25 protein-coding genes and 1 pseudogene are annotated in these 24,123 nt (G+C 74.8%); 18 read left to right on the top strand and 8 right to left on the bottom strand.

Going from position 1 to position 24,123, the window contains the following annotated elements; genetic code table 11:
- The first annotated feature begins 114 nt into the window (after nt 1-114).
- Genes OG774_RS04435 through OG774_RS04425 form a run of 3 tightly spaced genes read left to right on the top strand, consistent with a single transcriptional unit; the run spans nt 115 to nt 2,629 of the window.
- Nucleotides 115-1,329, top strand: a complete 1,215-nt coding sequence (locus tag OG774_RS04435; protein ID WP_328307055.1) for an NAD(P)/FAD-dependent oxidoreductase — start codon at nt 115-117, stop codon at nt 1,327-1,329.
- On the top strand, nt 1,326-2,255 hold the full coding sequence (locus OG774_RS04430; RefSeq protein WP_328307053.1) for an RNA polymerase sigma-70 factor: 930 nt from the start codon (nt 1,326-1,328) through the stop codon (nt 2,253-2,255). Before OG774_RS04435 ends, OG774_RS04430 begins: the two co-directional genes overlap by 4 nt.
- The gene (locus tag OG774_RS04425) at nt 2,252-2,629 is read left to right on the top strand and encodes a cupin domain-containing protein (RefSeq protein WP_328307050.1); all 378 of its coding nucleotides are present in this window, start codon (nt 2,252-2,254) and stop codon (nt 2,627-2,629) included. The genes OG774_RS04430 and OG774_RS04425 overlap by 4 nt, the downstream gene beginning before the upstream one ends.
- Here OG774_RS04425 and OG774_RS04420 read toward each other — a convergent pair whose 3' ends face one another.
- Nucleotides 2,630-3,076: a MarR family winged helix-turn-helix transcriptional regulator gene (locus tag OG774_RS04420; protein WP_328307048.1), complete on the bottom strand. Its 447-nt coding sequence runs from the start codon at nt 3,074-3,076 to the stop codon at nt 2,630-2,632.
- 76 nt (nt 3,077-3,152) lie between these two features.
- Between OG774_RS04420 and OG774_RS04415 the strand changes: the two genes are divergently transcribed.
- Nucleotides 3,153-3,578 (top strand): hypothetical protein, encoded by a 426-nt coding sequence (locus OG774_RS04415; protein WP_328307046.1) that lies wholly within the window; start codon nt 3,153-3,155, stop codon nt 3,576-3,578.
- A complete protein-coding gene (locus OG774_RS04410; protein WP_328307044.1) occupies nt 3,575-4,027 on the top strand; it encodes a hypothetical protein in 453 nt (150 codons plus the stop codon). The genes OG774_RS04415 and OG774_RS04410 overlap by 4 nt, the downstream gene beginning before the upstream one ends.
- A 15-nt stretch (nt 4,028-4,042) precedes the next feature.
- Here the strand turns inward: OG774_RS04410 and OG774_RS04405 are convergent, their stop codons facing one another.
- From OG774_RS04405 to OG774_RS04395, 3 genes are all read right to left on the bottom strand, one after another.
- Nucleotides 4,043-4,327 (bottom strand): hypothetical protein, encoded by a 285-nt coding sequence (locus OG774_RS04405; RefSeq protein WP_442873941.1) that lies wholly within the window; start codon nt 4,325-4,327, stop codon nt 4,043-4,045.
- Between the two features lie 26 nt (nt 4,328-4,353).
- Nucleotides 4,354-6,405 (bottom strand): DUF222 domain-containing protein, encoded by a 2,052-nt coding sequence (locus OG774_RS04400; protein WP_328307041.1) that lies wholly within the window; start codon nt 6,403-6,405, stop codon nt 4,354-4,356.
- A gap of 110 nt (nt 6,406-6,515) precedes the next feature.
- Nucleotides 6,516-7,499, bottom strand: a complete 984-nt coding sequence (locus OG774_RS04395) for a heparin lyase I family protein (RefSeq protein WP_328307039.1) — start codon at nt 7,497-7,499, stop codon at nt 6,516-6,518.
- Between the two features lie 185 nt (nt 7,500-7,684).
- Here OG774_RS04395 and OG774_RS04390 point away from each other — a divergent pair, with 185 nt between their 5' ends.
- Nucleotides 7,685-8,137 (top strand): protein-tyrosine phosphatase family protein, encoded by a 453-nt coding sequence (locus tag OG774_RS04390; protein WP_328307037.1) that lies wholly within the window; start codon nt 7,685-7,687, stop codon nt 8,135-8,137.
- Nucleotide 8,138: 1 nt separating this feature from the next.
- On the opposite strand, the gene OG774_RS04385 is transcribed toward OG774_RS04390, so the two are convergent.
- From OG774_RS04385 to OG774_RS04375, 3 genes are read right to left on the bottom strand one after another with little or no spacing between them, the layout of a single operon-like run.
- Nucleotides 8,139-9,629, bottom strand: coding sequence for an FGGY-family carbohydrate kinase (locus OG774_RS04385; protein ID WP_328307035.1), 1,491 nt, complete (start codon nt 9,627-9,629; stop codon nt 8,139-8,141).
- Entirely contained in the window at nt 9,626-10,696 is a 1,071-nt protein-coding gene (locus OG774_RS04380) for a 2-hydroxyacid dehydrogenase (protein WP_328307033.1), read from the bottom strand. Before OG774_RS04380 ends, OG774_RS04385 begins: the two co-directional genes overlap by 4 nt.
- Nucleotides 10,693-11,373 carry an HAD family hydrolase gene (locus tag OG774_RS04375; protein WP_328310773.1) on the bottom strand — a complete coding sequence of 227 codons (681 nt, stop codon included), beginning with the start codon at nt 11,371-11,373 and terminating at the stop codon, nt 10,693-10,695. The genes OG774_RS04380 and OG774_RS04375 overlap by 4 nt, the downstream gene beginning before the upstream one ends.
- A 146-nt stretch (nt 11,374-11,519) precedes the next feature.
- On the opposite strand from OG774_RS04375, the gene OG774_RS04370 reads away from it, so the two are divergent.
- The 7 genes and pseudogenes from OG774_RS04370 to OG774_RS04345 all read left to right on the top strand — a co-directional run bounded on the left by OG774_RS04370 (nt 11,520) and on the right by OG774_RS04345 (nt 17,975).
- Nucleotides 11,520-12,314, top strand: coding sequence for a DeoR/GlpR family DNA-binding transcription regulator (locus tag OG774_RS04370; protein ID WP_328307031.1), 795 nt, complete (start codon nt 11,520-11,522; stop codon nt 12,312-12,314).
- A 76-nt stretch (nt 12,315-12,390) separates the two neighbouring features.
- A complete protein-coding gene (locus tag OG774_RS04365; protein ID WP_328307029.1) occupies nt 12,391-13,902 on the top strand; it encodes an FGGY-family carbohydrate kinase in 1,512 nt (503 codons plus the stop codon).
- The gene (locus OG774_RS04360; protein WP_328307027.1) at nt 13,899-14,507 is read left to right on the top strand and encodes a histidine phosphatase family protein; all 609 of its coding nucleotides are present in this window, start codon (nt 13,899-13,901) and stop codon (nt 14,505-14,507) included. Before OG774_RS04365 ends, OG774_RS04360 begins: the two co-directional genes overlap by 4 nt.
- Before the next feature lie 114 nt (nt 14,508-14,621).
- Nucleotides 14,622-15,947 (top strand): MFS transporter, encoded by a 1,326-nt coding sequence (locus tag OG774_RS04355; RefSeq protein ID WP_328307025.1) that lies wholly within the window; start codon nt 14,622-14,624, stop codon nt 15,945-15,947.
- A 31-nt stretch (nt 15,948-15,978) separates the two neighbouring features.
- A complete protein-coding gene (locus tag OG774_RS04350) occupies nt 15,979-16,698 on the top strand; it encodes a YoaK family protein (protein ID WP_328307023.1) in 720 nt (239 codons plus the stop codon).
- 82 nt (nt 16,699-16,780) lie between these two features.
- Nucleotides 16,781-17,191: pseudogene (locus OG774_RS29800) on the top strand (MFS transporter); the annotation flags it as partial.
- 64 nt (nt 17,192-17,255) lie between these two features.
- A complete protein-coding gene (locus tag OG774_RS04345) occupies nt 17,256-17,975 on the top strand; it encodes a hypothetical protein (protein WP_328307021.1) in 720 nt (239 codons plus the stop codon).
- Here OG774_RS04345 and OG774_RS04340 read toward each other — a convergent pair.
- Entirely contained in the window at nt 17,917-19,107 is a 1,191-nt protein-coding gene (locus OG774_RS04340) for an MBL fold metallo-hydrolase (protein WP_328307019.1), read from the bottom strand. The two genes, OG774_RS04345 and OG774_RS04340, sit on opposite strands and share 59 nt — an antisense overlap.
- A 173-nt stretch (nt 19,108-19,280) precedes the next feature.
- Here OG774_RS04340 and OG774_RS04335 point away from each other — a divergent pair, with 173 nt between their 5' ends.
- From OG774_RS04335 to OG774_RS04315, 5 genes are read left to right on the top strand one after another with little or no spacing between them, the layout of a single operon-like run.
- On the top strand, nt 19,281-20,162 hold the full coding sequence (locus tag OG774_RS04335) for a glutamine amidotransferase (protein WP_328307017.1): 882 nt from the start codon (nt 19,281-19,283) through the stop codon (nt 20,160-20,162).
- On the top strand, nt 20,147-20,854 hold the full coding sequence (locus OG774_RS04330; protein WP_328307015.1) for a glutamate synthase: 708 nt from the start codon (nt 20,147-20,149) through the stop codon (nt 20,852-20,854). Before OG774_RS04335 ends, OG774_RS04330 begins: the two co-directional genes overlap by 16 nt.
- On the top strand, nt 20,854-22,173 hold the full coding sequence (locus tag OG774_RS04325; protein WP_328307014.1) for an FMN-binding glutamate synthase family protein: 1,320 nt from the start codon (nt 20,854-20,856) through the stop codon (nt 22,171-22,173). The genes OG774_RS04330 and OG774_RS04325 overlap by 1 nt, the downstream gene beginning before the upstream one ends.
- Entirely contained in the window at nt 22,170-23,369 is a 1,200-nt protein-coding gene (locus tag OG774_RS04320) for an NAD(P)/FAD-dependent oxidoreductase (RefSeq protein ID WP_328307012.1), read from the top strand. Before OG774_RS04325 ends, OG774_RS04320 begins: the two co-directional genes overlap by 4 nt.
- Before the next feature lie 16 nt (nt 23,370-23,385).
- The gene (locus OG774_RS04315) at nt 23,386-24,099 is read left to right on the top strand and encodes a helix-turn-helix domain-containing protein (protein WP_328307010.1); all 714 of its coding nucleotides are present in this window, start codon (nt 23,386-23,388) and stop codon (nt 24,097-24,099) included.
- The last annotated feature ends 24 nt before the right edge of the window (nt 24,100-24,123 follow it).

Below are 24,123 nucleotides of genomic sequence, written 5' to 3'. Positions count from 1 at the left end.
ACCCCACCTGGTCAGGGACCCTGCGTCAACCGCCGTTTCGAGCACGGGAAGGTCTGGTTCCCCGCGCCTGACCGGAGATGTCACGGCGGAGCGCGCCATCTCGTCCTGGGAGACATGAGCACATCGAAGAAGCGGGTCCTGGTCATCGGCGCCGGCTACGCGGGCGCGACGGTCGCCGTGCGGCTGGCCGGCCGCTCGCGAGGGCGGGCCGAGGTCACGGTGGTCAACCCTCGCCCGCAGTTCGTCAACCGGCTCCGTCTGCACCACGTCGCCATCGGCCGCGCGGTGCCCGCCCCCGACCTGCGCCGGATGCTGGGGGCGGGGGTCACCCTCGTCGAGGGCCACGTGACGACGCTCGACCCGGACGCCGGGCGCGCCACCGTCGCCGGGCCCGACGGCGTGCGGACCCTCGCGTTCGACCGGGTCGTCGTGGCCACGGGCAGCACGACCGCGGCCGCGCCGGTCCCGGGCGGTGAGCTCGTCCACGCCGTCGGGGACCTGGAGTCCGCCCACCGGCTGCGCACGGCGTTCGCCGCGCTGGCCGCGGGCACGCCCGTCAGCGTCGTCGGCGGCGGGTTCACGGGCCTGGAGACGGTGGCCGAGCTGGCCGAGAGCCGCCCGGACGTGCCGGTGCGGCTGGTGACCGCGGGCGAGGTCGGCGGGTGGTTCACCCCACCGGCGGCGGAGCACGTGCGCCGCACGTTGGAGGATCTCGGCGTGGAGGCGCTCGGCGGGACCCGGGTGCGGGCCGTGGCGCCGGACCGCCTGGTGCTCGAGGACGGCGCCGAGGTGCCGTCCGGGCTCACCGTCTGGTGCGGCGGGTTCGCCGCGCCCCCGCTGGCCCGCGACGCGGGGATCGCCGTCGACGACCGGGGCGCGATCCTCACCGACGCCGCGCTGCGCTCGCTGTCGCACCCGGCGGTCCTGGCCGTGGGCGACGCCGGGCACACGCCCGCGCCGGACGGCGCACGGTTCAGCATGTCCTGCCAGTTCGCGTTCCCGTCCGCCGCGCACGCCGCCGACGCGCTGGTCGGGGACACCGTGATCGGGTTCGACGGTGCCGTCGACGATCGGCCGCTCGACCTCGGCTTCACCGCCCGCTGCGTCAGCCTCGGACGCCGCCACGCCGTGCTGCAGCCGACCACCACGACCGACGTGGCCCGGGGACGCGCCGTGACCGGACGGGCGGCGGTGCTGGCCAAGCGGTTCCAGGTCCGGGGCACCGTGGCCGCGATCGGCCTGGAGCGGCGCCTGCCCGGGGCGATCCGCTGGCCGCACGCCGACCGGCCGGTCCAGGACGCCCCGACGACCGCAGGATCGGCGCCGTGACCCGCACCGAGGAGTTCACCGCGCTGCGCCCGCTGCTCTTCGCGATCGCCTACCGGATCCTGGGCAGCGTCAGCGAGGCCGAGGACGCCGTCCAGGAGACGTGGCTGCGCTACGAGTCGTCCGCGGTCGAGCCCGCGTCGGTGAAGTCGTACCTGTCGGCCGTGGTCACGCGGCTCTCGATCGACGTCCTGCGCTCGGCCCGGGTCCGGCGGGAGTCCTACGTCGGGCCGTGGTTCCCCGAGCCGCTGCTGACCGACCCCTACGAGGACCCGGAACGCTCCGCCGAGCTCGCGGACTCGGTGTCGATGGCGGCGCTGCTGCTGCTCGAGCGCCTGAGCCCGCGGGAGCGGGCGGTGTTCGTGCTCCGGGAGGTGTTCGCGTTCGACTTCCCGGAGATCGCCGCGGCGGTGGGGCGCTCGGAGGCGGCGTGCCGCCAGCTCGCGGTGCGGGCCCGCCGGCACATGGAGGAGGGCCGGCCGCGGTTCGCGGCGGACCGGCGGGAGCGCGAGGAGCTCGCGGCCCGGTTCTTCGACGCCTTCGCCGACGGCGACCTCGACGGGCTCCGCGAGCTGCTCGCCCCCGACGTGCAGGCGGTCAGCGACAGCGGCGGCAAGGGCCCGGCGCTCGCCCGGCCGGTGGTCGGGTCCGAGAACGTTGCCCGTCTGATCGGCGGGTTCGCCGCCCTCATGCCCGGGATCGTCGACATGGGCCCGCGCACGATCAACGACCAGCCCGGGGCGATCCTGCGGGACCAGGAAGGCAAGATCGTCGCGATCATCGTGCTCGACGTCCTCGAGGGGCGGATCCAGACGATCCGCACGGTGATCAACCCCGACAAGCTCGAGCACCTCGGACCGGTCGCCGACGCCTGGGGCGTGCGTGCGGACGCGATCGCCCGGCGGCATCGGCGAGACTCCGGGGCGTGAGCTTCTTCGTGCGCCCCGCGGGCACCGGCGACCGGTACGACTTCGACGGCACGACCTTCACGGTGAAGGCGGACGGCGGCGACACGGAGGGACGCGTCGCGGTGATGGAGCAGGAGGCGCCCGCCGGGCTGACGGTGCCGGCGCACACCCACGACGGCGAGGACGAGATGTTCTACGTCCTCGAGGGCGAACTGGCGGGGTTCTGCGGCGACGAGCGCTGGACGGCCTCGGCGGGCGCGTTCCTCTTCCTGCCCCGCGACGTGGAGCACGGCTTCGAGGTCGTGGGCGACGCCCCGGCGCGGGCGCTGACCATCGTCGGCCCGGCGCGGTTCGATGCGCTGGTCATGTCGCAGGGGCGCCGGCTGGACGGGTGATCACTCGCTCGCCGCGCGCAGCAACGTCCACAGGGTGCCGCCGAGGGCGTCCGCGGACTCGGCGCCGATCTGGGCGCGCAGGCGCTCGTCGACGCCCGCGATGACGCTCGCGGCGGCCCGCGCCAGCCGCTCCCCCTCGGCCGTGACGTGCAGCTCGGCGGTCCGGCCGCGCCCGGGGTCGGTGTCCCGCACGACGGCCCCGCGCTGCTCGAGGGCGTGGAGCGTCGCCTGCATGCTCTGCGGCGTGATGCGCGCCCGTCGGGCGAGCTCGCTGTAGGACATGCCCGGGTTCGGCCCGAGGTGCCCGAGCGCCGAGAGGTGGCGCAACGAGATCCCCTCGGCCTTGAGCCCGGCCTCGACCTCCTCGCGGATGCGGCCGCCGAGGGTCATCAGCAGGAACGCGGGGCTGGTCGCGCGCGGTTCTCCCCCGGCGGCTGCCTGGCTCACGGTCTCCCCTCCTGGCCTCGGTTTCAGTGCCACTGTAGGTTGTTGCAGCCAGACTGAAACCACGGAGGTGGCGATCATGCGTATCCAGATCGTGCTGTTCGACGGATTCGATCCCCTCGACGTCCTCGGCCCGTTCGAGGTCTTCCACATCGGGGCCGGCCTCACCGGCGGCCGGCTGACCGTCGAGCTCGTCAGCGCCGAGGGCGCCCGGCTGGTGCCCAGCGGGCTCGAGGCCGTCTCGCTCACCGCCACCGCGGCGCTGGACCCGGCGGCGGACCTCGTCGTGGTGCCCGGCGCGGTCGGGGCGCTCGCGCTGGACCCCGAGGTGGACGGCGGCGACCTGGTCAGCGCCGGCAACGTCACCAGCGGGATCGACCTGGCGCTGCACCTGATCGAGCGGGAGGTCGGCCCCCAGGTCGCCCACGCCGTCGAGCAGGTCATCCGCCACGAGCGGCGCGGCACGGTGTGGCGGGCCGCAGGGGTCGCGGTGACCGAGGCGTGACCGCGGTCCTCCTGTCCCTGCACGTCCTCGCCGCGATCCTGGCCGTCGGGCCGGTGTGCGTGGCGGCGAGCATGTTCCCGCCGGAGGCCCGGCGGGCCGCGGCGGACCCGGACGCCGGAGCCCGACTGCGGGTGCTCGGGCGCATCTGCCGGACCTACGCGCTGATCGGCATCGCCGTCCCGGTGCTCGGCCTCGCCACGGCGGCGGCCATGGGCGTGCTGACCGAGGCGTGGGTGCTCGTGTCGATCGTGCTGACCACCGCCGCGGCGGGGGTGCTCGCCGGCGTCGTGCTGCCCCGCCAGCGCGCGCTGCTCGCCGCGAGCGGGCCCACCGATACGGTCACCGCCCTCACCGGGCGCCTGGCCGGGGCCACGGGCGTGTTCAACCTGCTCTGGGCGACGGTGACCGTGCTGATGATCGTGCGCCCGGGGTCGACGACGGGGGTGTGACGCGGGGTCGGCGCCTCAGAGCGGGGCGTCGCGCAGCGCGAGCACCACGCGCATGACCCGCTCGACCGCCGTCTCGAACAGGGCGCCGCGCAGCTCGCCGCGGTCGGCGAGGTTCTGGCCCGCGAGCTCGACCATCGTCTCCGGCCCCACCCGCGCGACCAGCAGCGCGGCGACCTCCTCCAGCTCGAGGCCGGGGTTGTCCAGGCGCGTCAGCGCGAACTCGACGATCAGTTCCTCGTCCCGCACGGCGAACCCCTCCCCCTCGCTCCCACGGTAGTCGGCCGCTCGCGCGTCCGTCATCCCCGACGGGTCGGGGAGTCGAGCACCTAGAACGGCGGCGGATCGTCGGCGGAGCTCCGGTCCGGCGCGGTCGGCGGCGCGGACGGCGGCTCGCCCGACGGCGCGGGCCCGGCGGTCCTCCTGAGGAAGGTCCGTCGCCAGCTGACGTCGTCGGTGTCGGGGTCTCCGTGGGGGCCGTCGACGGGCAAGGGCCGTGGGCGCGCGGCGGGCCGTGGTCGCGGCAGCGGCTCGAGGATCTTCTTGGGGCGGGTGGTGTGGTGGACGCCCGCGCGGGTGCGGATGGTGAAGCGCCCGGGCGCGGGTTGGCGGATCCGCCAGCGAGCGTGGTGCTTGGCGCGGTGGTGGTGCAGGTCGACGACCCCGAGGTTGGCGTGCACGCTGGGCCCGCCCAGGGCGTGGTCGATGGTGTGGTCGAGCTCGGCGCGGTGGGCGGGGCGACGGCAGGCGGGCACGATGCAGTGCCGGTCGCGGACCCGGACCCAGCGGTCGGTCTCGGCACGGGGCCGGCGGCGGATGTGGTCGTCGGGGCCTGCCCGCGGCGGACCGTCGCGGCCGGCTCCCAGGCGCTGGTGGAGCTCGGTGAGCAGGGACGCCCAGTCGCCGGTCCGGGTGCGGTGGTCGACGGGAGTGAGGGCAGCCAGCACCGTCGTCGGGACCTGGAGCTCGACGATCGCGCTGCACGGCTCGCCCCGTGGTCGGGGCCCGGTATCTCGGCGAGGCCCGGGGCGGCGCCGCGCGAGCAGGACGCGCTGCAGGCGGCCGTCGTCGTCGGTGAGCACGATGCGCCACTCGCCGCCGTGGTGGCGGTGCAGCAGGGCGCGGGCGTGAGGGGCGAGCACGGTGCCGTAGCCGGGCACCGCGGCGGGGTGCTCGTCGAGCCCGAGGGCGGTGGTGAGCCGCAGCCGCAGTTCGGTGGTGCCGGAGCGGACGCGCCCGGAGCGGGGATCGGGGCCCTCGATCATCGGCGGCAGGTCGGGGAGATCGGGGAGGTCCAGCAGGCCCTGCCCGGGGCCAGGCGTGCCGGGCACTTCGGCCGGACCTGTGCCGTCGGTCGGAGCGCCGTCGTCCGGCCCGCCGTCGTCCGGCCCGCCGTCGTCCGGCCCGCCGTCGTCCGGCCCGTCGTCGTCCGGCCCGCCGTCGTCCGGCCCGCCGTCATCGGGGTCGTGATCGTCGTGGTCGTGATCGTCTGGGCCATCGTCGGTGGGCCCGTCGTCACCCGGCCCGCCGTCACCCGGCCCGCCGTCACCCCGCTCGGTGGCCTGCCGGTGGTACTCGGCCGCGAGCAGGAGAGCGACGTCCCGGTCGGTGAGCCCGGCGGTCGTCCCGTCGAGCAGGCGTGCGGCGACCTCGGCGCGCAGCGCCCCGATCGGCGTCAGCACCCCGAGCCCACGGACCGCCGCGGCCAGCGCGTCGACCCGGTCGCGCATCGCCAACCCCGTGGGCGCAGCCAGGTCGCACACCGAGAACGTCGCGGTCCCCGTCGGGTTCGGCGAGAGGATGACGCGGGCGTTCTTCTCCGCACGCCGGGCCCGCCGCGCCGCCCACTCGGGATCGAGGGCCGCCGCGGTCTGCTCGATCCGCCGGATCAGCTCCCCCACCGGCAGCTCCGGCGCCTCGGGCAGCACCACCTGGCACACGTGCCGGGCGTGGTCGTCGGCGAGATCGCGGGTCCACTCGCAGAACCGGGTGGCCTTGGGCTCGTCGAGCCACCCCTCCCACAGCGCCTCCCCGACCGCCGGCAACCGGTCGGCCAGGTCCTCGGCCAGATCGAGCTTGCGGCTCGCCATCGTGCGGGACCAGCCCAGCACCGCGGCGACCTCGTCACCGGAGAACTCGTCCACCGCCGCGAGCCGCTCGCACCCCTGGGCCCGCGCCCGCCCCAGGTGGTGCATCGCGTCCAGGACCCGGGCCGCGCCCCGGCTCTGGGCCCGGGCGCACCCGCGCAGATAGGCAGCGAGGTCCTCACCGGTCAGCGCCGCCGGCGACAGCCGCTCCAGGGCAGCGACCAGCCCCACCCCGGGCGGCAGGGCATCCAGCTCGGCCGCCCGGCCGGAGCGGACGTCCTGGTCGGTGCTCACACCCGGAACGCTAACCGCGACCCCTGACAGTCCCGGGGCGCCGACGACCTCGGCGGCCCCACCGACAGGTCACGGAAGGACAACGATCGCCAGCTCATGGACGCGATGGCTCAGCGGACGGACCCGAGGGTCGGCCCGACGGTCCAGTCGCGGAAGGCGACCTCGGCGGGCCGGGTGATCGTGGGCTCGCGGGCCAGGCCGGTCTTCAGGTAGCTGGTCTGGCCGGGATAGAGGGTGCCGCCGGGCGGGTGGTAGCAGCCGACCTCCTGCTCGCCGTCCTGCCAGGCGCTGACGCTGCCCTCGTCCGGGTTCGCGGAGAACCGGACCCGGACGACGACGTCCGACCAGCGACCCACCGGCGCCGGACCCAGGCTGCGCGTGAACGTGGACGGGCCCGAGGGGTGGCCGTGGCCGCCGTGGAGGACGAGCTGTCCGTTCCACACCCGCAGGTCGACCGGCGCCGAGCCGGGGCTGTCGTTCTTCCACTGCGTGATCACCTGGCGGCTCGAGCCATTGGCCGGGAAGGCCTCGTCGAGCCGCACGGAGAACGCGAAGTAGAGCTCGTCGCCCTCCTCGAGCGCGGGCACGGCGGGTTCGAGCTCGGTGCGCTGGTAGGGACCGGACACCGCGAAGCGCAGCGCGTCGCCGTCCATCCGCGGCGGCGTGGTGCCGACCGTGTTCCACGGGGTGGCGCGGAAGGCCTCGGGGCCGTCGGCGAGCCACAGCGGGGCGGCCGGCGCGGTCGTCTTCGGGGTGGCGACGGCCGGTGTCGGGGTGACGACGGCTCCGTCGCTCTGCGGAGCGGCCGCCACGTCGGGGTCGGGCTCCTCGACGCGATCGGACGCCGCGGCTGTCGCGGGGCCGGGACCGGTATCGGGGCCGCCGTCCGAGCCGGGTCGCTGGGACGGCGGACCGTCCGCGGAGGTGAGCTCGACGGTGGAGGCCAGCGCTCCCCCGGCGACGACGCTGGCGAGCGCCACGGCGGTGAGGTTGCGGGCGTTGCGCGGGGGCCGACGGTGAGAGGTCCCGCCGGTCATCCGACGGAGCCGGGCCTCGACCTCACCGTGACGGTCGAGCAGGCGATGTTGCGGCATGCGGTGTTCCTCCTGGTCACCGGAGGATGCCAACGCATCACGCCCCGACAAACGCTTGTGCGCAATCCGATGTCGCGGCGGCCCATCGAGATACGCCGTCTGCCGCGCAGAGCTACCCGCGGTGACCCAGTACCGGTCACGACCGTCGACCGGGGCCCACCACGCCCCTCGTGCACAGTGAGCGGATGGCGTCCCGCTCCGATTCCTCCGATGTCTGGTCCGGCACGCTGGTCCTGCCCGGTCGCACCGTCGTCCGCGGACGCGGCGTGCGGGACCCCGTTCCCGGCGGCCTCGAGCCCGACTTCGGCCTCTACCTCGGCGTCGACTACACGCCGCGCTGGGAGCACGAGCGCCTCGAGTGGCCCGACTTCGGCGTCCCGCGCGATCCGCTCGCCGCGGTCCGGGCCATCGAGCGGCTCTACCGGCGGGCCCACGGCGGCGAGCACGTCGAGACCGCCTGCAGGGCCGGCAAGGGACGCACCGGCACCGTCGTCGCCTGCCTGGCGATCCTCGACGGCCTCACGCCCAGCCACGCCGTGAGCTGGACGCGCGAGCACTACCACTACCGCGCGGTGCAGACGCCCTGGCAGCGGCGCTGGGTCCTGCGCTTCGCCGAGATGTCGCGGCGACGCGCCTAGGTCACATCTGCTCCCGCGCGAAACCCTGCGCCTGGCGCGCCCAGAAGTCGCGGGCCGTGTCGACGTGGGCGCGGTAGCGCAGGTAGCCGTCCGCATAGCAGCCCTGCGCGTCCCGCGAGGGCTCGACGGTCCGCGACGGCGCGGCCCACGCGGCGGGGTCGAGGTCGTCGCCGAGGGCCCGCGCAGCCGTCACGGCCGCTCCCCGCGTGCCGAGACCGGGGTCGTCGGGCACCTCCAGGGGGCGGTCGAGGACGTCGGCGAAGATCTGCGCCCAGGGCCCGGACTGCGAGCCGCCGCCGCAGGCCACGAGCCGTCCCTGCGCGTCGGCCGACGAGGACGCGCGCTCGAAGCAGTGCTTGGCGGTGTAGGCGATGCCCTCGCACACGGCGCGGACGACGTCGCCGCGCCCCGTCCCCAGCGTGACGCCCTCGATCTGCCCCCGGGCGCGGGTGTCGACGAACGGCGCCCGCTCCCCCGAGGCCGCCAGGAACGGCAGCGCCGAGACGCCCCCCGCGCCCGGGCCCGTGCCCGCGAGCAGGTCCTCGAGGGCGTCGATGCCGACGCCGAGGAAGTCGAGCAGCCAGTCGAGCCCCGCGGTGCCGACCATCGCCGGCATGGCCCGCAGCCAGAGCCCGTCCTCCGGCGTGCAGAGCCACATCCCGGCGGGGTCGGGCACCTCGTCCGGGTCGACGCGGTCGGTGAACACCTCGCAGGCCAGCGTCGTGCCGATGATCAGGAGACCGTCGCCCGGCGTGGAGAGCCCGGCCCCGACCGCGCAGGCCGGCAGGTCGAACGGCCCACCGGTCACCGGGGTGCCCTCGGGCAGGCCGAGGAGCTCCGCGCCGCGGCGGTCCAGGGCGAAGACGGTGCCCGACGGCGCGGGGTCCGCGAGGAGCCCGCGCCGCTCGCCGAGCCCGCACGCCGCGAGCGCGCCCTCGTCGTAGGTCCGGGAGACGACGTCGAGGAAGGGCAGCGACGCGTCCGAGGCGTCGACGGTGATCTCGCCGGTGAGGCGCTGGACCAGGGCGTCGACGCAGTAGCCCGCGACCACGGCCCGCTCCAGCGACTCCGGCTCGTCGCGTCCGAGCGCGGTGAGCAGCGGCGCGTGACATCCGGGGAACAGGCCGACGCCGGTGCGGCGGTAGACCTCGGCGACGGTGCCGTCGTCCTGCCAGCCGCGGACCACGTCGGCGGCCCGGTCGTCCAGCCAGGAGATCGGCGGGCGCGTCGCGGCGCCGTCGGCGTCACGCAGCCACAGCCCGTCGCCCTGCCCCGTGAGGGCCAGGGCCCGCACGGGCTGCCCGGCGTCGGCCACCACGCGGCGCACGACGTCGACGACCGAGGAGACGACGTCCTCGAGGTCCTGCTCGACCCGGCCGTCGGCGAACTGCTCGAGCCGCGACGCCTGCTCGGCCGACGCCAGCTTGCGGCCCGCGTCGTCGTACGCGTCGGCCTTCGTCATCGACGTCCCCACGTCCACTCCGACGATCACGACGCCACCCCCTCGGTGCGTGCGCGGGCGATCTCGTTCGCCGGATGCCGCAGCGGCTCGCCGCGCAGGAACCGCGCGGCCTCGCCGGCGGAGATGGACGCCGCGCGGTGCGCGGTCTCCTTCGTCGCCCCGGCGAGGTGCGGTGTGGCGACGACGTTCGGCGCGTGGTGGAGGGGCCAGTCGTCCGGGGGCGGTTCGACGTCGTAGACGTCGAGCGCGAGCCCGCCGAGCCGTCCGGAGCGGAGGGCCTCCGGGAGGGGCTCGTAGTCCAGCAGGCCGCCGCGGGCGGTGTTGACCAGGACCGCGCCCTCGGGCAGCAGGTCGAGCTCGCGGGCGCCGATCATGCCGCGGGTCTCGTCGGAGAGCCGCGCGTGCAGGCTGACCACCGACGAGGAGCGCAGCAGCTCGTCGAGCCCGACGAGCCGGACGCCGTCGGCGCCGGCCGTGGCCTCGTCGGTGTAAGGGTCGGCGACGAGGACGGTCGCGCCGAACGCGCCGAGCACCCGGGCGACGATCCGGCCGATGGCGCCGTACCCCACGAGGCCCACGGTGGCGCCGTCGAGCTCGCGACCGGCCTCGTCGTAGGCGTAGAGGTCACCGCGCCAGACGCCGTCGCGCAGCTCGCGGTCGGCCATCGGGATGCGGCGCAGCGCGGCGAGCGTCATGCCCACCGCGTACTCGGCCGCCGCCGCCGCGTTCCGGCCGGGCGCCTGCGCGACGGCGACGCCGGCCCGGTCGGCCGCCGCGAGGTCGACGTTGACCGGGCCGCCGCGGGACACCGCGACCATCTCGAGGTCCGGCGCCGCGTCGAACACCCGGGCCGTGAACGGCGCCATCTGCGTCAGACAGACGCGCGCACCGTCGAGGGCGGCGACGAGGTCGTCCTCGGTCCCCGACGCCTCCTCCACCCGCGCGCCCTCGGGGCCGACCGGGCCGAAGGGCTCGTGGGGCCAGCCCGCCGTGAGGTGGGCGATGTCGAGGTCACCCACGTCGGGCTCGGCCCGCAGGGCCTCGTCGAACAGGGTGGAGACGACGAACTCGTCCCCGGCGGCGAGTACGCGCGTCATCGGGCGGCTCCGGTCGGTACGCCGTCGAGCAGGGCGAGGATCTCGCGGTGGGCCGCGGGGACGCCGTCGGCGACCCGGGTGGTGAGCTCCATGGCGTCCGGCTTCGGCGGGTAGGTGGGGTTCGGGATCGCGACGACGGTCATGCCGGCGGCGTGGGCGGCACGGATGCCGTTGCTGGAGTCCTCGACGCCGACGCAGGCGGCGGGGTCGACACCCAGCCGTCCCGCGGCCTCGAGGTAGACGTCGGGGCTCGGCTTGCCGCGCGGGACCTCGGCACTCGAGACGGTGGCCGTGAACGTGGTGTCGAGCCGGTGGCGCGCGAGGACGGCGTCGAGCAGCCGGCGGGCCGCCGAGGTGCCCAGCGCGATCGGCACCCGCTCGGCGACCTCGCGCACCATCACCACCGCGCCGTCGTAGGGCTCCATCCGCCCCTGCTCGAGCGCCTCGACCATGTCGTCGACGACGGCCCGCTCGGCCGCGGCGGCGTCACCAATGCCGGCGCGTCGGGCGAGGTGGTCCGCCCACTCCGGGGCGCTCATGCCCTGGACGTGGCCGGTGTCCTCGGCGGTCCAGGTGACCCCGGAGCGGGCCGCGTAGCGGGTCCACATCTCCTCCCAGAGGTGCTCGCTCTCGATGAGCACCCCGTCGAGGTCGAAGACCACGGCGGCCGGAGCGATCCGGTCCGCGGGGCCGGGAACGTCACCGGTCATCGTCTCTCCCCACATCGGTCCTGGGAAATTAACATCGTCGATGTGATCGAAGAAAGAGACGATGCACGACCACCCGCACCGCACCCGGAGTCGACTGCGGGATGCTGGGCCCCGTGAGCGGCCGACCGCCCGCGCCCCGCGCGGTGCACGCGAGGACCAGCCGCCAGGAGCGGATCGTCGATCACGTGCTGGCGGCGGGCTCGGCGAGCGCGGCCGAGCTGGTGGACCTCACCGGGGTCAGCCTCATGACCGTGCACCGCGACGTCGACGACCTCGCCCGCCGCGGGCTCGTACGGAAGTACCGCGGGGGCGTGTCGGCCCAGCCGACCTCGGTGTTCGAGGCGCACTCGGAGTACCGGCGGACCGTGCACCGGGCCGAGAAGGCGAGGATCGCCGACGCCGCCCTCGCCATGGTGGAGCCCGGTTCCTCGATCATGGTCGACGACTCGACGACGGCGTTGGCCCTGGTCGAACGCCTGGAGGACGTCGGCCCGCTGACCGTGGTGACGAACTACCTGCCAGCCCTCGAGATCCTCAAGACGATCCCCGAGGTGCGCCTGATCGCCCTCGGGGGCGACTACTCGCGCACCCACGACTCGTTCGGCGGGATCGCCGCCACGGAGTCGATCACGCGGATGTCGGTGGACGCGGCATTCGTGTCGACGTCGTCGATGACCGGCTCGATGACCTACCACCAGGAGCAGGACATCGTGCTGGTCAAGCGCGCGATGCTCGACGCCGCGGCACGCTCGGTCCTGCTCATGGACTCGAGCAAGGCCCCGCGTCGTGCCCTGCACCAGCTCCGGCCGCTCGACGCGTTCGACGCGCTCGTGGTGGACGACGGTGTCGGCGACGAGCTGCTGCTGGAGATGCGCGAGCACGTGGAGGTGACGGTCGCAGCACGCTGAACGGCCCATCTTGCTTGTGAAGTTCACACCGAACTTGGTACATCTGAGTCGCCGCTGACGAGCGTGGAGGTCCCCGATGGTCCGCTCCGACCGCACGTGGATCGGGATCGACCTCGGCACCCAGAGCGTCCGCGCCGTGGCCGTGGACGACGTCGGCGCGCTGCGGGCCGGGGCCTCGCGCCCGCTCGGGAGCCGGCGCACCGCCGGGCCCGAGGGGTCCGCCCGCCACGAGCAGGACCCGCGCGCCTGGTGCCGGGCCGTCGACGACGTGCTCGCCGAGGTGGTCGCCGCGGTCGATCCCGGCTCGGTCGGCGGCCTCGCCGTGGACGGCACGTCGGGCACCGTCGTGCTCGTCGACGACGACGGCACCCCGCTCTCGCCCGGGGTGATGTACGACGACGCCCGCGGGAGCGACCGCGTCGCGCGGGTCCGCGAGGCGGGCGCCGCCGTCTGGGACCGCCTGGGCTACCGCGTGGGCGCCACGTGGGCGCTGCCGACCGTGCTCGCGCTGCGCGACGAGCAGCCCCATAGCCGGATGAGCCGGGTGCGCCACCAGACCGACGTGATCACCGCCCACCTCGTCGGCCACGACGTCCCCACCGACACGAGCACCGCGCTCAAGACCGGCTACGACGTGCTCGACGGACGGTGGCCGGCCGCGGTGCTCGCCGAGCTGGGGCTCGAGGTCGACGCGCTGCCCGACGTGGTCCTGCCCGGCCAGGCCCTCGGCGGCGTCGGCGCGGACGTCGCGGCGGCCACCGGGCTGCGCCCCGGCACGCCCGTGCTCGCCGGCATGACCGACGGCTGCGCCGCCCAGCTCGGGGCCGGCGCCGTGCGTCCCGGCGACTGGAACGCGGTGCTGGGCACCACGCTCGTCCTCAAGGGCGTTGCCGACCACCTGCTGCACGACCCCACCGGCACCGTCTACTGCCACCGGGGGCCCCAGGCCGGCTGGTGGTTCCCCGGCGGGGCGTCGAGCACCGGCGCCGCGGTCCTGGCCGAGCTGATCGAGCCGTCGCGCTTCGAGGAGTACACCGAGGCCCTGCTCGCCGACCCGCCGGCCGACCTGCCCGTCGTCTACCCCCTCGCGGGCAGCGGGGAGCGCTTCCCGTTCGCCGCGCCGGACGCCCGGGGCTTCTGGCTCGACGGTGACCGTCCCCGCCCGCTCGACGAGCTGGTCGGCGCCGTCGGGGAACGCACCGCGTTCGCCGCGCTCGCCGAGGGCGTCGCCTTCGTCGAGCGTCTCTGCCTCGACCACGTCACGGCCCTCGGCGCCGACACCGGCGGCCGCCGCACGATCACCGGGGGCGCGACCCGCAACCGGTGGTGGAACCAGCGGCGCGCCGACGTCCTGTCCACGGCGCTGGAGCGCCCCGACCAGGCCGAACCCGCGATCGGGATGGCGCTGCTGGCCCGCGCGGCGGTCGACGCCGACGGCGGCGAGCCCGACCTCGTGGCCGCCGCGGCCGCGATGGTGCACACCGCCGAGGTCGTCGAGCCCCGGGACGACACCGCTCTCGACGAGCGCTACACCGCCTTCCGCGGCGCGCTCCGGGAGCGCGGCTGGATCACGGAGGACGCCCCATGACCGAGCTGGTGCTCGTCCGCCACGGCGAGACGGTCTGGCACGTCGACAACCGGTACGCCGGCCGCTCGGACGTCGAGCTCACCGACCGGGGCCACGACCAGGGGGCGCAGCTCGCCCGCTGGGCGGCCGACGCCGGGCTCGACGCCGTCCTCACCTCGCCGCTGCGGCGTGCCCACGAGACCGCCGCCCCGGCCGCGCGGGCGGCCGGGCTGACCTGTCGTGTCGACCCGCGCCTCGTCGAGGTCGACTTCGGCCAGGGTGACGGGCTGACCCGCGACGAGATGCGCGAGGCGTTCCCCGACGCCCTCGAGGCGTTCGTCGGGTGTCCGGCGAGCCATCCCCTCCCCCGCGGCGAGGCCGGCGAGGCCGCCGTCGCGCGCGCCCTGCCGGTGCTCCGCGAGGCGGCCGAGGAGCACCCCGGCGGCCGGGTCCTCGTCGTCGCCCACCAGTCGCTGCTGCGCCTGCTCCTCTGCGAGCTGCTCGAGATCCCGCTCGACCGCTACCGCACGGTCTTCCCGCGGCTGGAGAGCGCCGCCCGCACCGTCGTGCGCCTCGACGGCGACGCGCCGCCGGCGCTGCTGGCGCTCAACGTCCGGTGCGACTGACGAAGTCGCCGACGGTTCGCGAGCAGTCACGTCTGGTGATCCGGTCACCTGCTTTCGTATGATGCGCGTCACACGGAAGACGGACACCCTCCTCGCGGAAGGCCGGTTCCCCCGATGCAGCCTGCTCCGAGCACACGGCCCGCTCCGACCGCGAAGGAGACCCGCCGCGTCGCGGGGGCGACCCTGATCGGCACGTCCATCGAGTGGTTCGACTTCTTCGTCTACGGCGCGGCGGCCGCGCTGGTGTTCGGGAAACTCTTCTTCCCGACCGCGAACCCCCTCACCGGCACCCTGCTCGCGCTGTCGACCTTCGGCGTCGGGTTCATCGCCCGCCCGTTCGGCGGCGTGATCTTCGCGCACTTCGGGGACCGGATCGGCCGCAAGTCGATGCTGGTGCTGTCGGTGGTGATGATGGGCGGCGGCACGTTCCTCGTGGGGCTGCTGCCCAGCTACGAGGCGATCGGGCTCGCCGCGCCGATCATCCTGGTGCTGCTGCGGATCGTGCAGGGCATCGGCCTCGGTGGCGAGTGGGGCGCGGCGGCGGTGATGGCGGTCGAGTACGCGCCACCGAACCGCCGCGGGTTCTTCGGGAGCTTCCCGCAGACCGGGGTGCCGGCCGGCATGCTCCTCGCGAACCTCTCGCTGCTGATCGTCTCGGCCGTCCTGTCCGACGAGGCCTTCCTCTCCTGGGGCTGGCGCATCCCGTTCCTGGCCTCGATCGTGCTCGTCGTCGTCGGCATCGTGATCCGGCTCAAGGTGGCCGAGTCCCCGGTCTTCGAGCAGGCCCGGTCGGCCGGGAAGATCGAGCGGCAGCCGGTGATCGCCGTGCTGCGCCGCCAGCCGCTGAACGTCCTGCGCGCCGCGGGCCTGCGCTTCGCCGAGAACAGCACGTTCTACATCCACACCACGTTCGTCCTGACCTACGGCACCATCGTGCTCGGGCTGGCCCGCAGCGACCTCCTGCTCGCGGTCATCATCTCGTCGGCGCTGGGGCTGGTCAGCATCCCGTTCTACGGCTGGGCGTGCGACAAGTACGGGCGACGTCCGGTGGTGCTCTGGGGCTCGGTGGTGCTGCTCGCCATGAGCTGGCCGTACTTCTGGGCGCTGGACACCCGCTCGCTGTTCCTCATCGTGGTGGCGACGGTGATCGCGGTGAACATCGGCAACTCGGCCGTCTACGCGCCGCAGCCCGCCTACTTCTCCGAGCTGTTCGAGCCGGAGGTGCGCTACAGCGGGGCGTCGATCGGGGCGCAGGGCGCGAGCGTGTTCGCCGGCGGGCTGGCCCCAGTGATCGCCACCGCGCTGCTCGACGCGACCGGCGGCTGGGGCTGGATCGCGGTGTACATGTCGGCGATGGTGCTGATCACGATCGTCACGGCGCTCTTCTCGCCGGACCCGTACCTGGCGGCGCTCAAGAGGGGCGAACCGGTCTCGGTGTGACCCGACCGTCCGTCACCGCCAGGATCGTCGGATGACGGTCGGCTCGGCACTGGGCGGTGCGTTCATCGACGACCGGGACGGGCCGTTGCCGGCGATGCTCCTGGCCCTGACCGTGCTGGCCGGTGTGGTCGACGCCGTCAGCATCCTCGCCCTCGACCGCGTCTTCGTGTCCTCGATGACCGGCAACCTCGTCTTCATCGGCATCGGGCTCGCCGGCGTCGAGGGCTTCTCGGTGGTGTCGCCGCTGGTGTCGCTGGGGTCGTTCGTCCTGGGGGTGCTGGCCGGGGCGTGGATCTGCCGGCGCTCGGGCGGGCACCGCGGACGGGCCCTGCGCAACGTGACGGTCTACAAGGCTGTCCTCGCCCTCCCGGTCACGGTCCTCGTGGTGGCCGTCGGCGACGTGCTCCCGGCGGGCGTCCGCACCCTGGTGATCGTGCTGCTCGCCGCCTCCATGGGCGGTCAGCTCGCCCTGATCCGCTATCTCAAGGTCCCCGACCTGCTCACCGTGGTGCTCACCCTGACGATGACCGGGGTGCTCACCGAGCGCGGCGCCGGCCGCGGCGACCCCAAGGTGATCCGCCGGGGGCTCGCGCTGGTGGCCTTCACCGTCGGCGTCCTCGTCGGGGCGCTCCTCGTCCGGCTCGTCTCCGTGGGCGCGGCCCTGGCCTTCGGGCTCGCGATCATCCTGGGCGTCGGGCTGACGATCCATCTGCTGTCCCGCCGCGAGGGGGCGTGGGCGACGCCGAGGTAGCCGCAGCGGGACCGCATCCCGCGGCCTACCCTCGGTGTCCGTGATCCCCGCCGCCGTCCGCCCCGCGACGGCCTGAGCCCTGGTGCTCCGCCGCGCCCGCATCCGACCCGCCACGTCCTTCACGACGGCATCGGTCTCGCTGGTCGCGATCTGCGCCGCGGCGGGGGTCCCCGCGCCGCTCTACGTCGTCTACCAGCAGACCTACGGGCTCTCGACGATCGCGCTCACCGGCGCGTTCGCGGTCTACATCCTCCCGCTGCTCGTCGCGCTGCTGTGCTGCGGCAGCCTCTCCGACCACCTGGGCCGGCGGCGCGTCGCCGTCCCGGCGCTCCTCGTGGGCGCGGCGGCGTGCCTGGTCCTCTCGACGGTGGACTCGTCGGCACCTCTGATCATCGGACGCGCGGCCCAGGGCCTCTCGATCGGCCTCGCCCTCAGCGCGCTCGGGGCGTTCGTCGTCGACCTCGCTCCCCCGTCGCGTCCCGGGCTGGCCGGGGCGATCACCAGCGGCGCGCCCCCCCGGGGGCATCGCGATCGGGTCGCTCGCCTCGGGGGCCGCGGTGCAGCTCGCGCCGGAGACCGCGCCCACCGTCTCCTTCCTGGTCACGGCGGGACTGCTGACGGTGGGCGCCCTGGCGGTGGCCGTGCTGCCCGAGACGATCGCGCGCCGCCCCGGGGCCCTGCAGTCCCTGCGGCCGGTGGTCCGTGTCCCGTCGAGCGCCCGCCCGCTGTTCCCCGCGGTGTGCCTGCTCATCTCGGCGACCTACGTCCTCGGCGGCTTCACCCAGGCGCTGGCGCCCTCGCTGGCGGTCTCGGTCCTGGGCCGGAACGACCTGTTCAGCGGCGCGGTGGCCGTGGCCGTCTACCACCTGGCCGGTCCCGTGGCGGGGCTCGCCGCCGACCGCCTGGCCCCGTCGCGCGCGCTGACCGGTGGCGCGGCCGGGCTGGTGGTCGGGATCGCGGGCTACATCGCGGCCATCGCCGTCGGGAGCTTCGCGGTGTACCTCGTGGGCGCGGTGGTCGCGGGAGCGGGCTTCGGCGTCGCGTTCGCCGGCGCGATGCGGGTCCTGCTCGACCGCAGCCCGGAGGGCGCGCACGCCGGGACCCTCGCCGCGGTCTACCTGTTCTGCTACCTCGCGGCCGCGGTCTCGAGCCTGCTGGCCGGGGTGGCCGTCGAGGTCTGGGGCCTCGCCCCGGTGGCGACGGTCCTCTGCGGCCTGGTCATCGCGATGGTCGCGGCCGGGGCGCTGGGGTCGGCGCTCCGACTGCGGACGGCGTGACCTCGCGCAGCTCGTCGACCCCGGGGTCGTCGGTGGACGCCCACCACGGCGCGGAGGGGACCGCCGCCCCCGCGAGGTCGACACGCCGCCCCGGGGCCGGCAGGGCGAGCGCCACGCCGTGGGCCGCGGCGGCGCGCAGGGCCCGCTCCGCGGGCTCCGCCCAGGGGTGGAACCCCAGCACGAAGGTCGCCCAGTGGATGGGCAGCATGACCGCTCCGCCGAGGTCGACGTGCGCCGCGACGGCCTGCTCCGGGGTCGTGTGGATGTCGGGCCACAGGTCGGCGTAGGCACCGATCGGGAGCAGCGTCAGGTCGAACGGGCCGTGCTCGTCGCCGGTGCGGGCGTGGGCGTCGGTCGGGCCGGTGTCGCCGCCGACGTAGACCGCGTGCTCCGGCCCGGCCACCTTCCAGGCCGCCCACTGCGTGGTGTTGCGGCGGAAGGACCGCCCGGAGAAGTGGCGGCACTCCAGGCAGGTCAGGGTCAGGCCGGCGACGTGGACGACGTCTTCCCAGTCGCCCTCGACCACCCGCTCCGACGGGATGCCCCAGGACCGCAGGTGCGCGCCGACCCCGAGCGTCGCGACGAACACCGCGTCGGTGCGGTCGGCGAGCGCGGTGACCGTCGGCCGGTCCAGGTGGTCGTAGTGGTCGTGGCTGAGGAGGACGACGTCGAGCGCGCCCAGCTCCCCCAGCGAGGCGGGGACCCCGTGCAGCCGGCGGGGCCCGAAGCGGGGCACCGGCGACGTGTACTCGGACCAGACGGGATCGATGAGGAGCCGGCGTCCGTCCACCTCGAGCAGCACGGTCGCGTGGCCGAGCCAGGTGACCGCGAGCGCGGAGCGCTCACGCCGGGGGTCGTGCGTGACGAGCGGGATCGGTCCCGGCGGCCTGCCGCGCGGCGACCGGTTGAGCAGCATCGTCGCCAGCTGCCGCAGGGTGAGGTCCGGCCGGGGCAGGCCGGGCTCGCGGTTGGCGAACGCCCCGTCGCGGGCGTGCGGTGACCGTGCCGCCGAGCGACGCAGCTCGGCGCGCGAGGCACCCATGTTGCGACGGATGTGCCGACCGAGGACGGCGAGGGCGAGCAGGGACGCGGCGACGGCCGCGCGCAGCACGCCGGGGAGCGAGCGGGGCACGCCTCGACGATACGGACGAGATCACCGGGCGCCGTGTGTCCCGCACCGGTGGGACACACGGAGGAGACGGCGGACGTCACACCGCCCGATGAACCGCACCCCCTTCCCTGTCTCCTATCAGGAGATTATGTTTCACAGTACGACCCATCAGGTCCGAGAGAGAGGAACCGCCCGTGTGCGGGATCGTCGGACTCCACCTGCGTGACGCGGAGCTGTACCCGCAGCTCGGCCGCCTGCTCGAGTCGATGCTGTGCGGGGTCGTCGAGCGCGGCCCGGACTCGGCCGGGGTCGCCGTCTACGGCGACACCCGCCGCTGCCCCGAGGGCTACGCCGCCGTCTCGGTGCTCCTGCCGCCGGGCGCAGACACGAGCGGGCTCTCCGTCGACGGGGCCCTCGTCACCCCGGCCGGCGACACCACGATCGTCGGCGCCCCGGTCGACGTCGACACCCTCGTCGAGCGCGTGCGGACGGCGTTCCCGACCGCGGTGGTCATCGGCTCGGGCCACGACCTCACCGTCTACAAGGGCACCGGCCACCCCCGCGACCTCGCCGCGACCTACGACCTCGCGGACGCCCACGGCTGGCAGGGCCTCGCCCACACGCGCATGGCCACCGAGTCGGCCGTGACCCCGGCCGGCTGCCATCCGTTCTCGGTGGGCCCGGACCAGTGCCTCGTGCACAACGGCTCGTTCTCCAACCACGCGACGGTCCGCCGCGAGCTCGAGCGCGAGGGCGTCCGGTTCGACTCGGCGAACGACTCCGAGGTCGGCGCCCGCTTCGTCGCCTCGCGGCTGGCCCAGGGCGAGGACCTCGAGAAGGCGCTGCTCGCGCTGCGCGAGACGTTCGACGGCTTCTACACGCTGCTCGTCACCAGCGCCGACGGCTTCGCCGTGGTCCGCGACCCCATCGCCTGCAAGCCGGCCGTCGTCGCCGAGACCGACGCGTGGGTCGCTATGGCGTCGGAGTTCCGCGCCCTCGCCGGCCTGCCCGGCATCGAGTCCGCCCGGCTCTACGAGCCCGAGCCCGGAAAGGTCTACGCATGGCAGCGTCAGTGAACGATGGGCTGGCCGACGACACGATCACGTTCGACCTGGCGTCGGACCAGGTCCGGGCCCTGAACGCCGAGCTCCACGATCCGTCGGGGAAGGTCTACGAGGTCCTCGACCCGGCCGGCGCGCACGCCGTCGCCGCCGGCATCGACCGCGGGATCACCGTCGACGTCCGCGGGCACGCCGGCTACTACGCCGCCGGCATGAACGACGGCGGCACGGTCACCATCCACGGCAACGCCGGCACCGGCGTCGCCGAGAACATGATGTCCGGGACGGTCCGCGTCACCGGGGACGCCTCCCAGTCGGCGGGCGCGACCGCGCACGGGGGGCTGCTCGTGATCGGGGGCTCGGCGTCGATGCGCTGCGGCATCTCGATGAAGGGCGTCGACATCGTCGTCGGCGGCTCCGTGGGCTCGATGAGCGCGTTCATGGCGCAGGCCGGGCGGATGGTCGTCTGCGGCGATGCGGGCGACGGCCTCGGCGACTCGATCTACGAGGCCCGGCTCTACGTCCGCGGCGCCGTCGGGGCCCTCGGCGCGGACTGCGTCGAGAAGCCGATGCGCGACGAGCACCGCGCCGAGCTGGCCGAGCTCCTCGCCGCCGCGGACCTCGACCACGACCCGGGCGAGTTCCGCCGCTACGGCTCGGCCCGGCGCCTCTACCACTTCACCTCTGAGCACTCGGGGAGCTACTGATGGACGCCGCGGGCAGGGGACTGCGCGAGTCGGCCACGTTCGACCGCGCCACCATCGCCGGCATCCAGCACGCCGCCGCGAGCGGCGTCTACGACATCCGGGGCTGGGGCGCCAAGCGCGCACTCCCCCACTTCGACGACCTGCTCTTCCTCGGCGCCTCGATGTCGCGCTACCCCCTCGAGGGCTACCGCGAGCGCTGCGACACCGACGTCGTCCTCGGCGACCGCCACGCGACGTATCCGCTGCACCTCGAGACGCCGGTGACCATCGCCGGGATGAGCTTCGGCGCGCTCTCGGGCCAGGCCAAGGAGGCCCTCGGCCGCGGGGCGAGCGAGGTCGGCACGTCGACCACCACCGGCGACGGCGGCATGACCCCCGAGGAGCGGGACCAGTCGAAGACGCTGGTCTACCAGTACCTCCCCAGCCGCTACGGCATGAACCCGACCGACCTGCGCAAGGCCGACGCCATCGAGGTCGTGCTCGGTCAGGGCGCCAAGCCCGGCGGCGGCGGGATGCTGCTCGGCCAGAAGATCTCCGACCGCGTGGCGGGGATGCGGACGCTGCCCGCGGGCATCGACCAGCGCTCGGCGTGCCGCCACCCCGACTGGACGGGTCCCGACGACCTCGCCATCAAGATCCTCGAGCTGCGCGAGATCACCGACTGGGAGAAGCCGATCTACGTCAAGGTCGGCGCGACGCGCACGTACTACGACGTGAAGCTCGCGGTCGCCGCCGGCGCCGACGTCGTCGTCGTCGACGGGATGCAGGGCGGCACCGCCGCCACCCAGGACGTGTTCATCGAGCACGTCGGCATCCCCACCCTCGCTGCGATCCCCCAGGCGACCCAGGCGCTGCAGGAGCTCGGCGTGCACCGCAAGGTGCAGCTCGTCGTGTCCGGCGGCATCCGCACCGGCGCCGACGTGGCGAAGGCGATGGCCCTCGGTGCCGACGCCGTCGCCATCGGCACCGCCGCCCTCATCGCGCTCGGCGACAACGACCCGCAGTACGCCGCCGAGTACGAGGCGCTCGGATCGGCCGCCGGGTACTACGACGACTTCCAGGACGGCCGCGACCCCGCCGGGATCACCACCCAGGACCCCGAGCTGTCCGCGCGGCTCGACCCCGTCCGGGCCGGCAAGCGCCTCGCCAACTACCTGCGGGTGCTGACCATGGAGGCCCAGACGATCGCGCGCGCCTGCGGCAAGTCCCACGTGCAGCACCTCGAGCCCGAGGACCTCGTCGCCCTGACGATCGAGGCCGCCGCCATGGCCCGCGTGCCGCTCGCGGGCACCGACTGGATTCCGGGGCGTGAGCGATGAGCACCAGCACCGACACCGCCGAGGTCGTCGTCGTCGGCGGCGGCCTCGAGGGCTGCGCCACCGCCTGGGCGCTCGCGGAGCGCGGCGTCACCGACGTCGTCATCGTCGAGCGCTCCACCGTGGGCGACGGCGGGACCGGCAAGTCGTCCGGCGTCGTGCGCTGCCACTACGGCGTCGCGTCCCTGGCCGCCATGGCCACCCAGGCGCTCGACGTCTTCGAGAACGCCGAGGAGATCCTCGGGGCGGACGTCGGCTTCCACCAGACCGGCTACGTCGTCGGCGTCGGCCCGCAGAACGTCGAGGCCCTGCACGCGTCGATGGCGAACCAGCGCGCCGTCGGCGTCCGTACCGAGGACATCGACCGCGCCGAGGTGCAGCGCCTGTGGCCGGTGGCCGACCTCGAGCCCTTCGCCGCCTTCGCGTGGGAGGAGCGCGGCGGGTACGGCGACGCCTACCAGACCGCCCAGGCCTTCGCCGGGGCCGCGCGCCGGGCCGGCGTCCGGCTCCGGCAGGGCACGACCGTCACCGGGATCCTCTCGGCGGGCGACGAGGTGACGGGCGTGCAGCTCGCCGACGGAGCGCGGATCCACGCGCGCCGCGTCGTCCTCGCGGCCGGGCCGTGGTCGGTGCCGCTGCTCGCCGCGCACGGCGTCGACCTGCCGATCACCGTCCACCGTGAGCAGATCGTGCTCATCGACCCCGGTCAGGACCTCGGGCCGGTGCCGGTGTTCTCCGACTTGGTCTCGCTGCAGTACGTCCGGAGCGAGGCGAGCGGCGGGGAGATCCTCTTCGGCAACTCCGACCTCGCCGAGCTCGAGCCGGCCGACCCCGACCGGTACTCCAACCAGGCCAGCTCCGACTTCCTCGACCTCGCGGTCGAGAAGGTCGGGACGCGGTTCCCCGGCCTGGAGAGCGCGTCGATCGCCTCGACGTACGCCGGCTGCTACGACGTCACCCCGGACTTCAACCCCGCGATCTCCGAGACGCCCGTCGACGGCCTGTTCGTCGCCGCCGGGTTCTCCGGGCACGGATTCAAGATCGCGCCGTCGGTGGGGCGGCTGGTCGCCGACCTCGTCGTCGACGGCAAGAGCAGGGACGTCGACATCCCGGAGTCGGACTTCCGGCTGTCCCGCTTCGCCGAGGGCGACCTGCTGCGCAGTCCCCATCCCTACGTCGGCGCCGGTCAGATGCGGTGACGGCATACTGAGCCCCATGAGCCGCCGCGACGTCCCCGGCCCGAGGGTGAACGGTCCGACGGTGGACCCGGCGGGCGGGGACGGCGCCGGTCAGGGTGTCGATCACGGCCCGGCGGCTCGCGAGGTCGATCGCCCGGCGTCGCAGGAAGGCCGGCTCGAGCGGGCGATCGGCGCGGAGGTCCGCGCCCGGCGGCGGGCCTCCGGGGCCACGCTGGCCGAGATGGCGGTGCGCACCGGCATCTCGAAGCCGATGCTCTCGAAGATCGAGCACGCGCAGATCTCGTGCAGCCTCACGACCCTCGCCCGGCTCGCCGACGCCCTCGACATCCCCGTCACCGCCTTCTTCCGGGGCGCCGACGTCGACCGCGAGGCGGTGCACACCCCGGCCGGCGCGGGCGCGCGGATCGTCGCCCGGGGCACCCGCGTCGGTCACGACTACACGCTGCTCGGCGGCCTGCGCGGGCAGCACAAGCGGATGGAGGCGCACCTCGTGACGCTCACCGAGCGCAGCGAGGTGTTCCCCCTCTTCCAGCACCCCGGCACCGAGCTGCTGTACATGCTCGAGGGCCACATGATCTACAGCCACGGCGGCGCGAGCTACGACATGCGCCGCGGCGACGCGCTCCAGCTCGACGGCGAGGGCGTCCACGGTCCGACCGAGCTGGTGGAGCTGCCGATCCGCTTCCTGTCTGTCGTCGCCCATCCGGACACGGGCCCGCACGGCGACTGACGCGGCGTCCTCACACGTGCTGGC

This window comes from Actinomycetospora sp. NBC_00405 (assembly GCF_036044095.1).
Taxonomy (GTDB): Bacteria; Actinomycetota; Actinomycetes; order Mycobacteriales; family Pseudonocardiaceae; genus Actinomycetospora; species Actinomycetospora callitridis.
Note: the sequence above shows the minus strand (reverse complement) of the source record. Positions and strands in the feature narration are given on the sequence as shown.

Coding starts and splice junctions, on each gene's coding strand:
- OG774_RS04435 (WP_328307055.1), top strand. CDS start 115: ATGAGCACATCGAAGAAGCGGGTCCTGGTCATCGGCGCCGGCTACGCG.
- OG774_RS04415 (WP_328307046.1), top strand. CDS start 3,153: ATGCGTATCCAGATCGTGCTGTTCGACGGATTCGATCCCCTCGACGTC.
- OG774_RS04405 (WP_442873941.1), bottom strand. CDS start 4,327: ATGACGGACGCGCGAGCGGCCGACTACCGTGGGAGCGAGGGGGAGGGG.
- OG774_RS04395 (WP_328307039.1), bottom strand. CDS start 7,499: ATGCCGCAACATCGCCTGCTCGACCGTCACGGTGAGGTCGAGGCCCGG.
- OG774_RS04390 (WP_328307037.1), top strand. CDS start 7,685: ATGGCGTCCCGCTCCGATTCCTCCGATGTCTGGTCCGGCACGCTGGTC.
- OG774_RS04380 (WP_328307033.1), bottom strand. CDS start 10,696: ATGACGCGCGTACTCGCCGCCGGGGACGAGTTCGTCGTCTCCACCCTG.
- OG774_RS04365 (WP_328307029.1), top strand. CDS start 12,391: ATGGTCCGCTCCGACCGCACGTGGATCGGGATCGACCTCGGCACCCAG.
- OG774_RS04360 (WP_328307027.1), top strand. CDS start 13,899: ATGACCGAGCTGGTGCTCGTCCGCCACGGCGAGACGGTCTGGCACGTC.
- OG774_RS04355 (WP_328307025.1), top strand. CDS start 14,622: ATGCAGCCTGCTCCGAGCACACGGCCCGCTCCGACCGCGAAGGAGACC.
- OG774_RS04350 (WP_328307023.1), top strand. CDS start 15,979: ATGACGGTCGGCTCGGCACTGGGCGGTGCGTTCATCGACGACCGGGAC.
- OG774_RS04330 (WP_328307015.1), top strand. CDS start 20,147: ATGGCAGCGTCAGTGAACGATGGGCTGGCCGACGACACGATCACGTTC.
- OG774_RS04325 (WP_328307014.1), top strand. CDS start 20,854: ATGGACGCCGCGGGCAGGGGACTGCGCGAGTCGGCCACGTTCGACCGC.
- OG774_RS04320 (WP_328307012.1), top strand. CDS start 22,170: ATGAGCACCAGCACCGACACCGCCGAGGTCGTCGTCGTCGGCGGCGGC.
- OG774_RS04315 (WP_328307010.1), top strand. CDS start 23,386: ATGAGCCGCCGCGACGTCCCCGGCCCGAGGGTGAACGGTCCGACGGTG.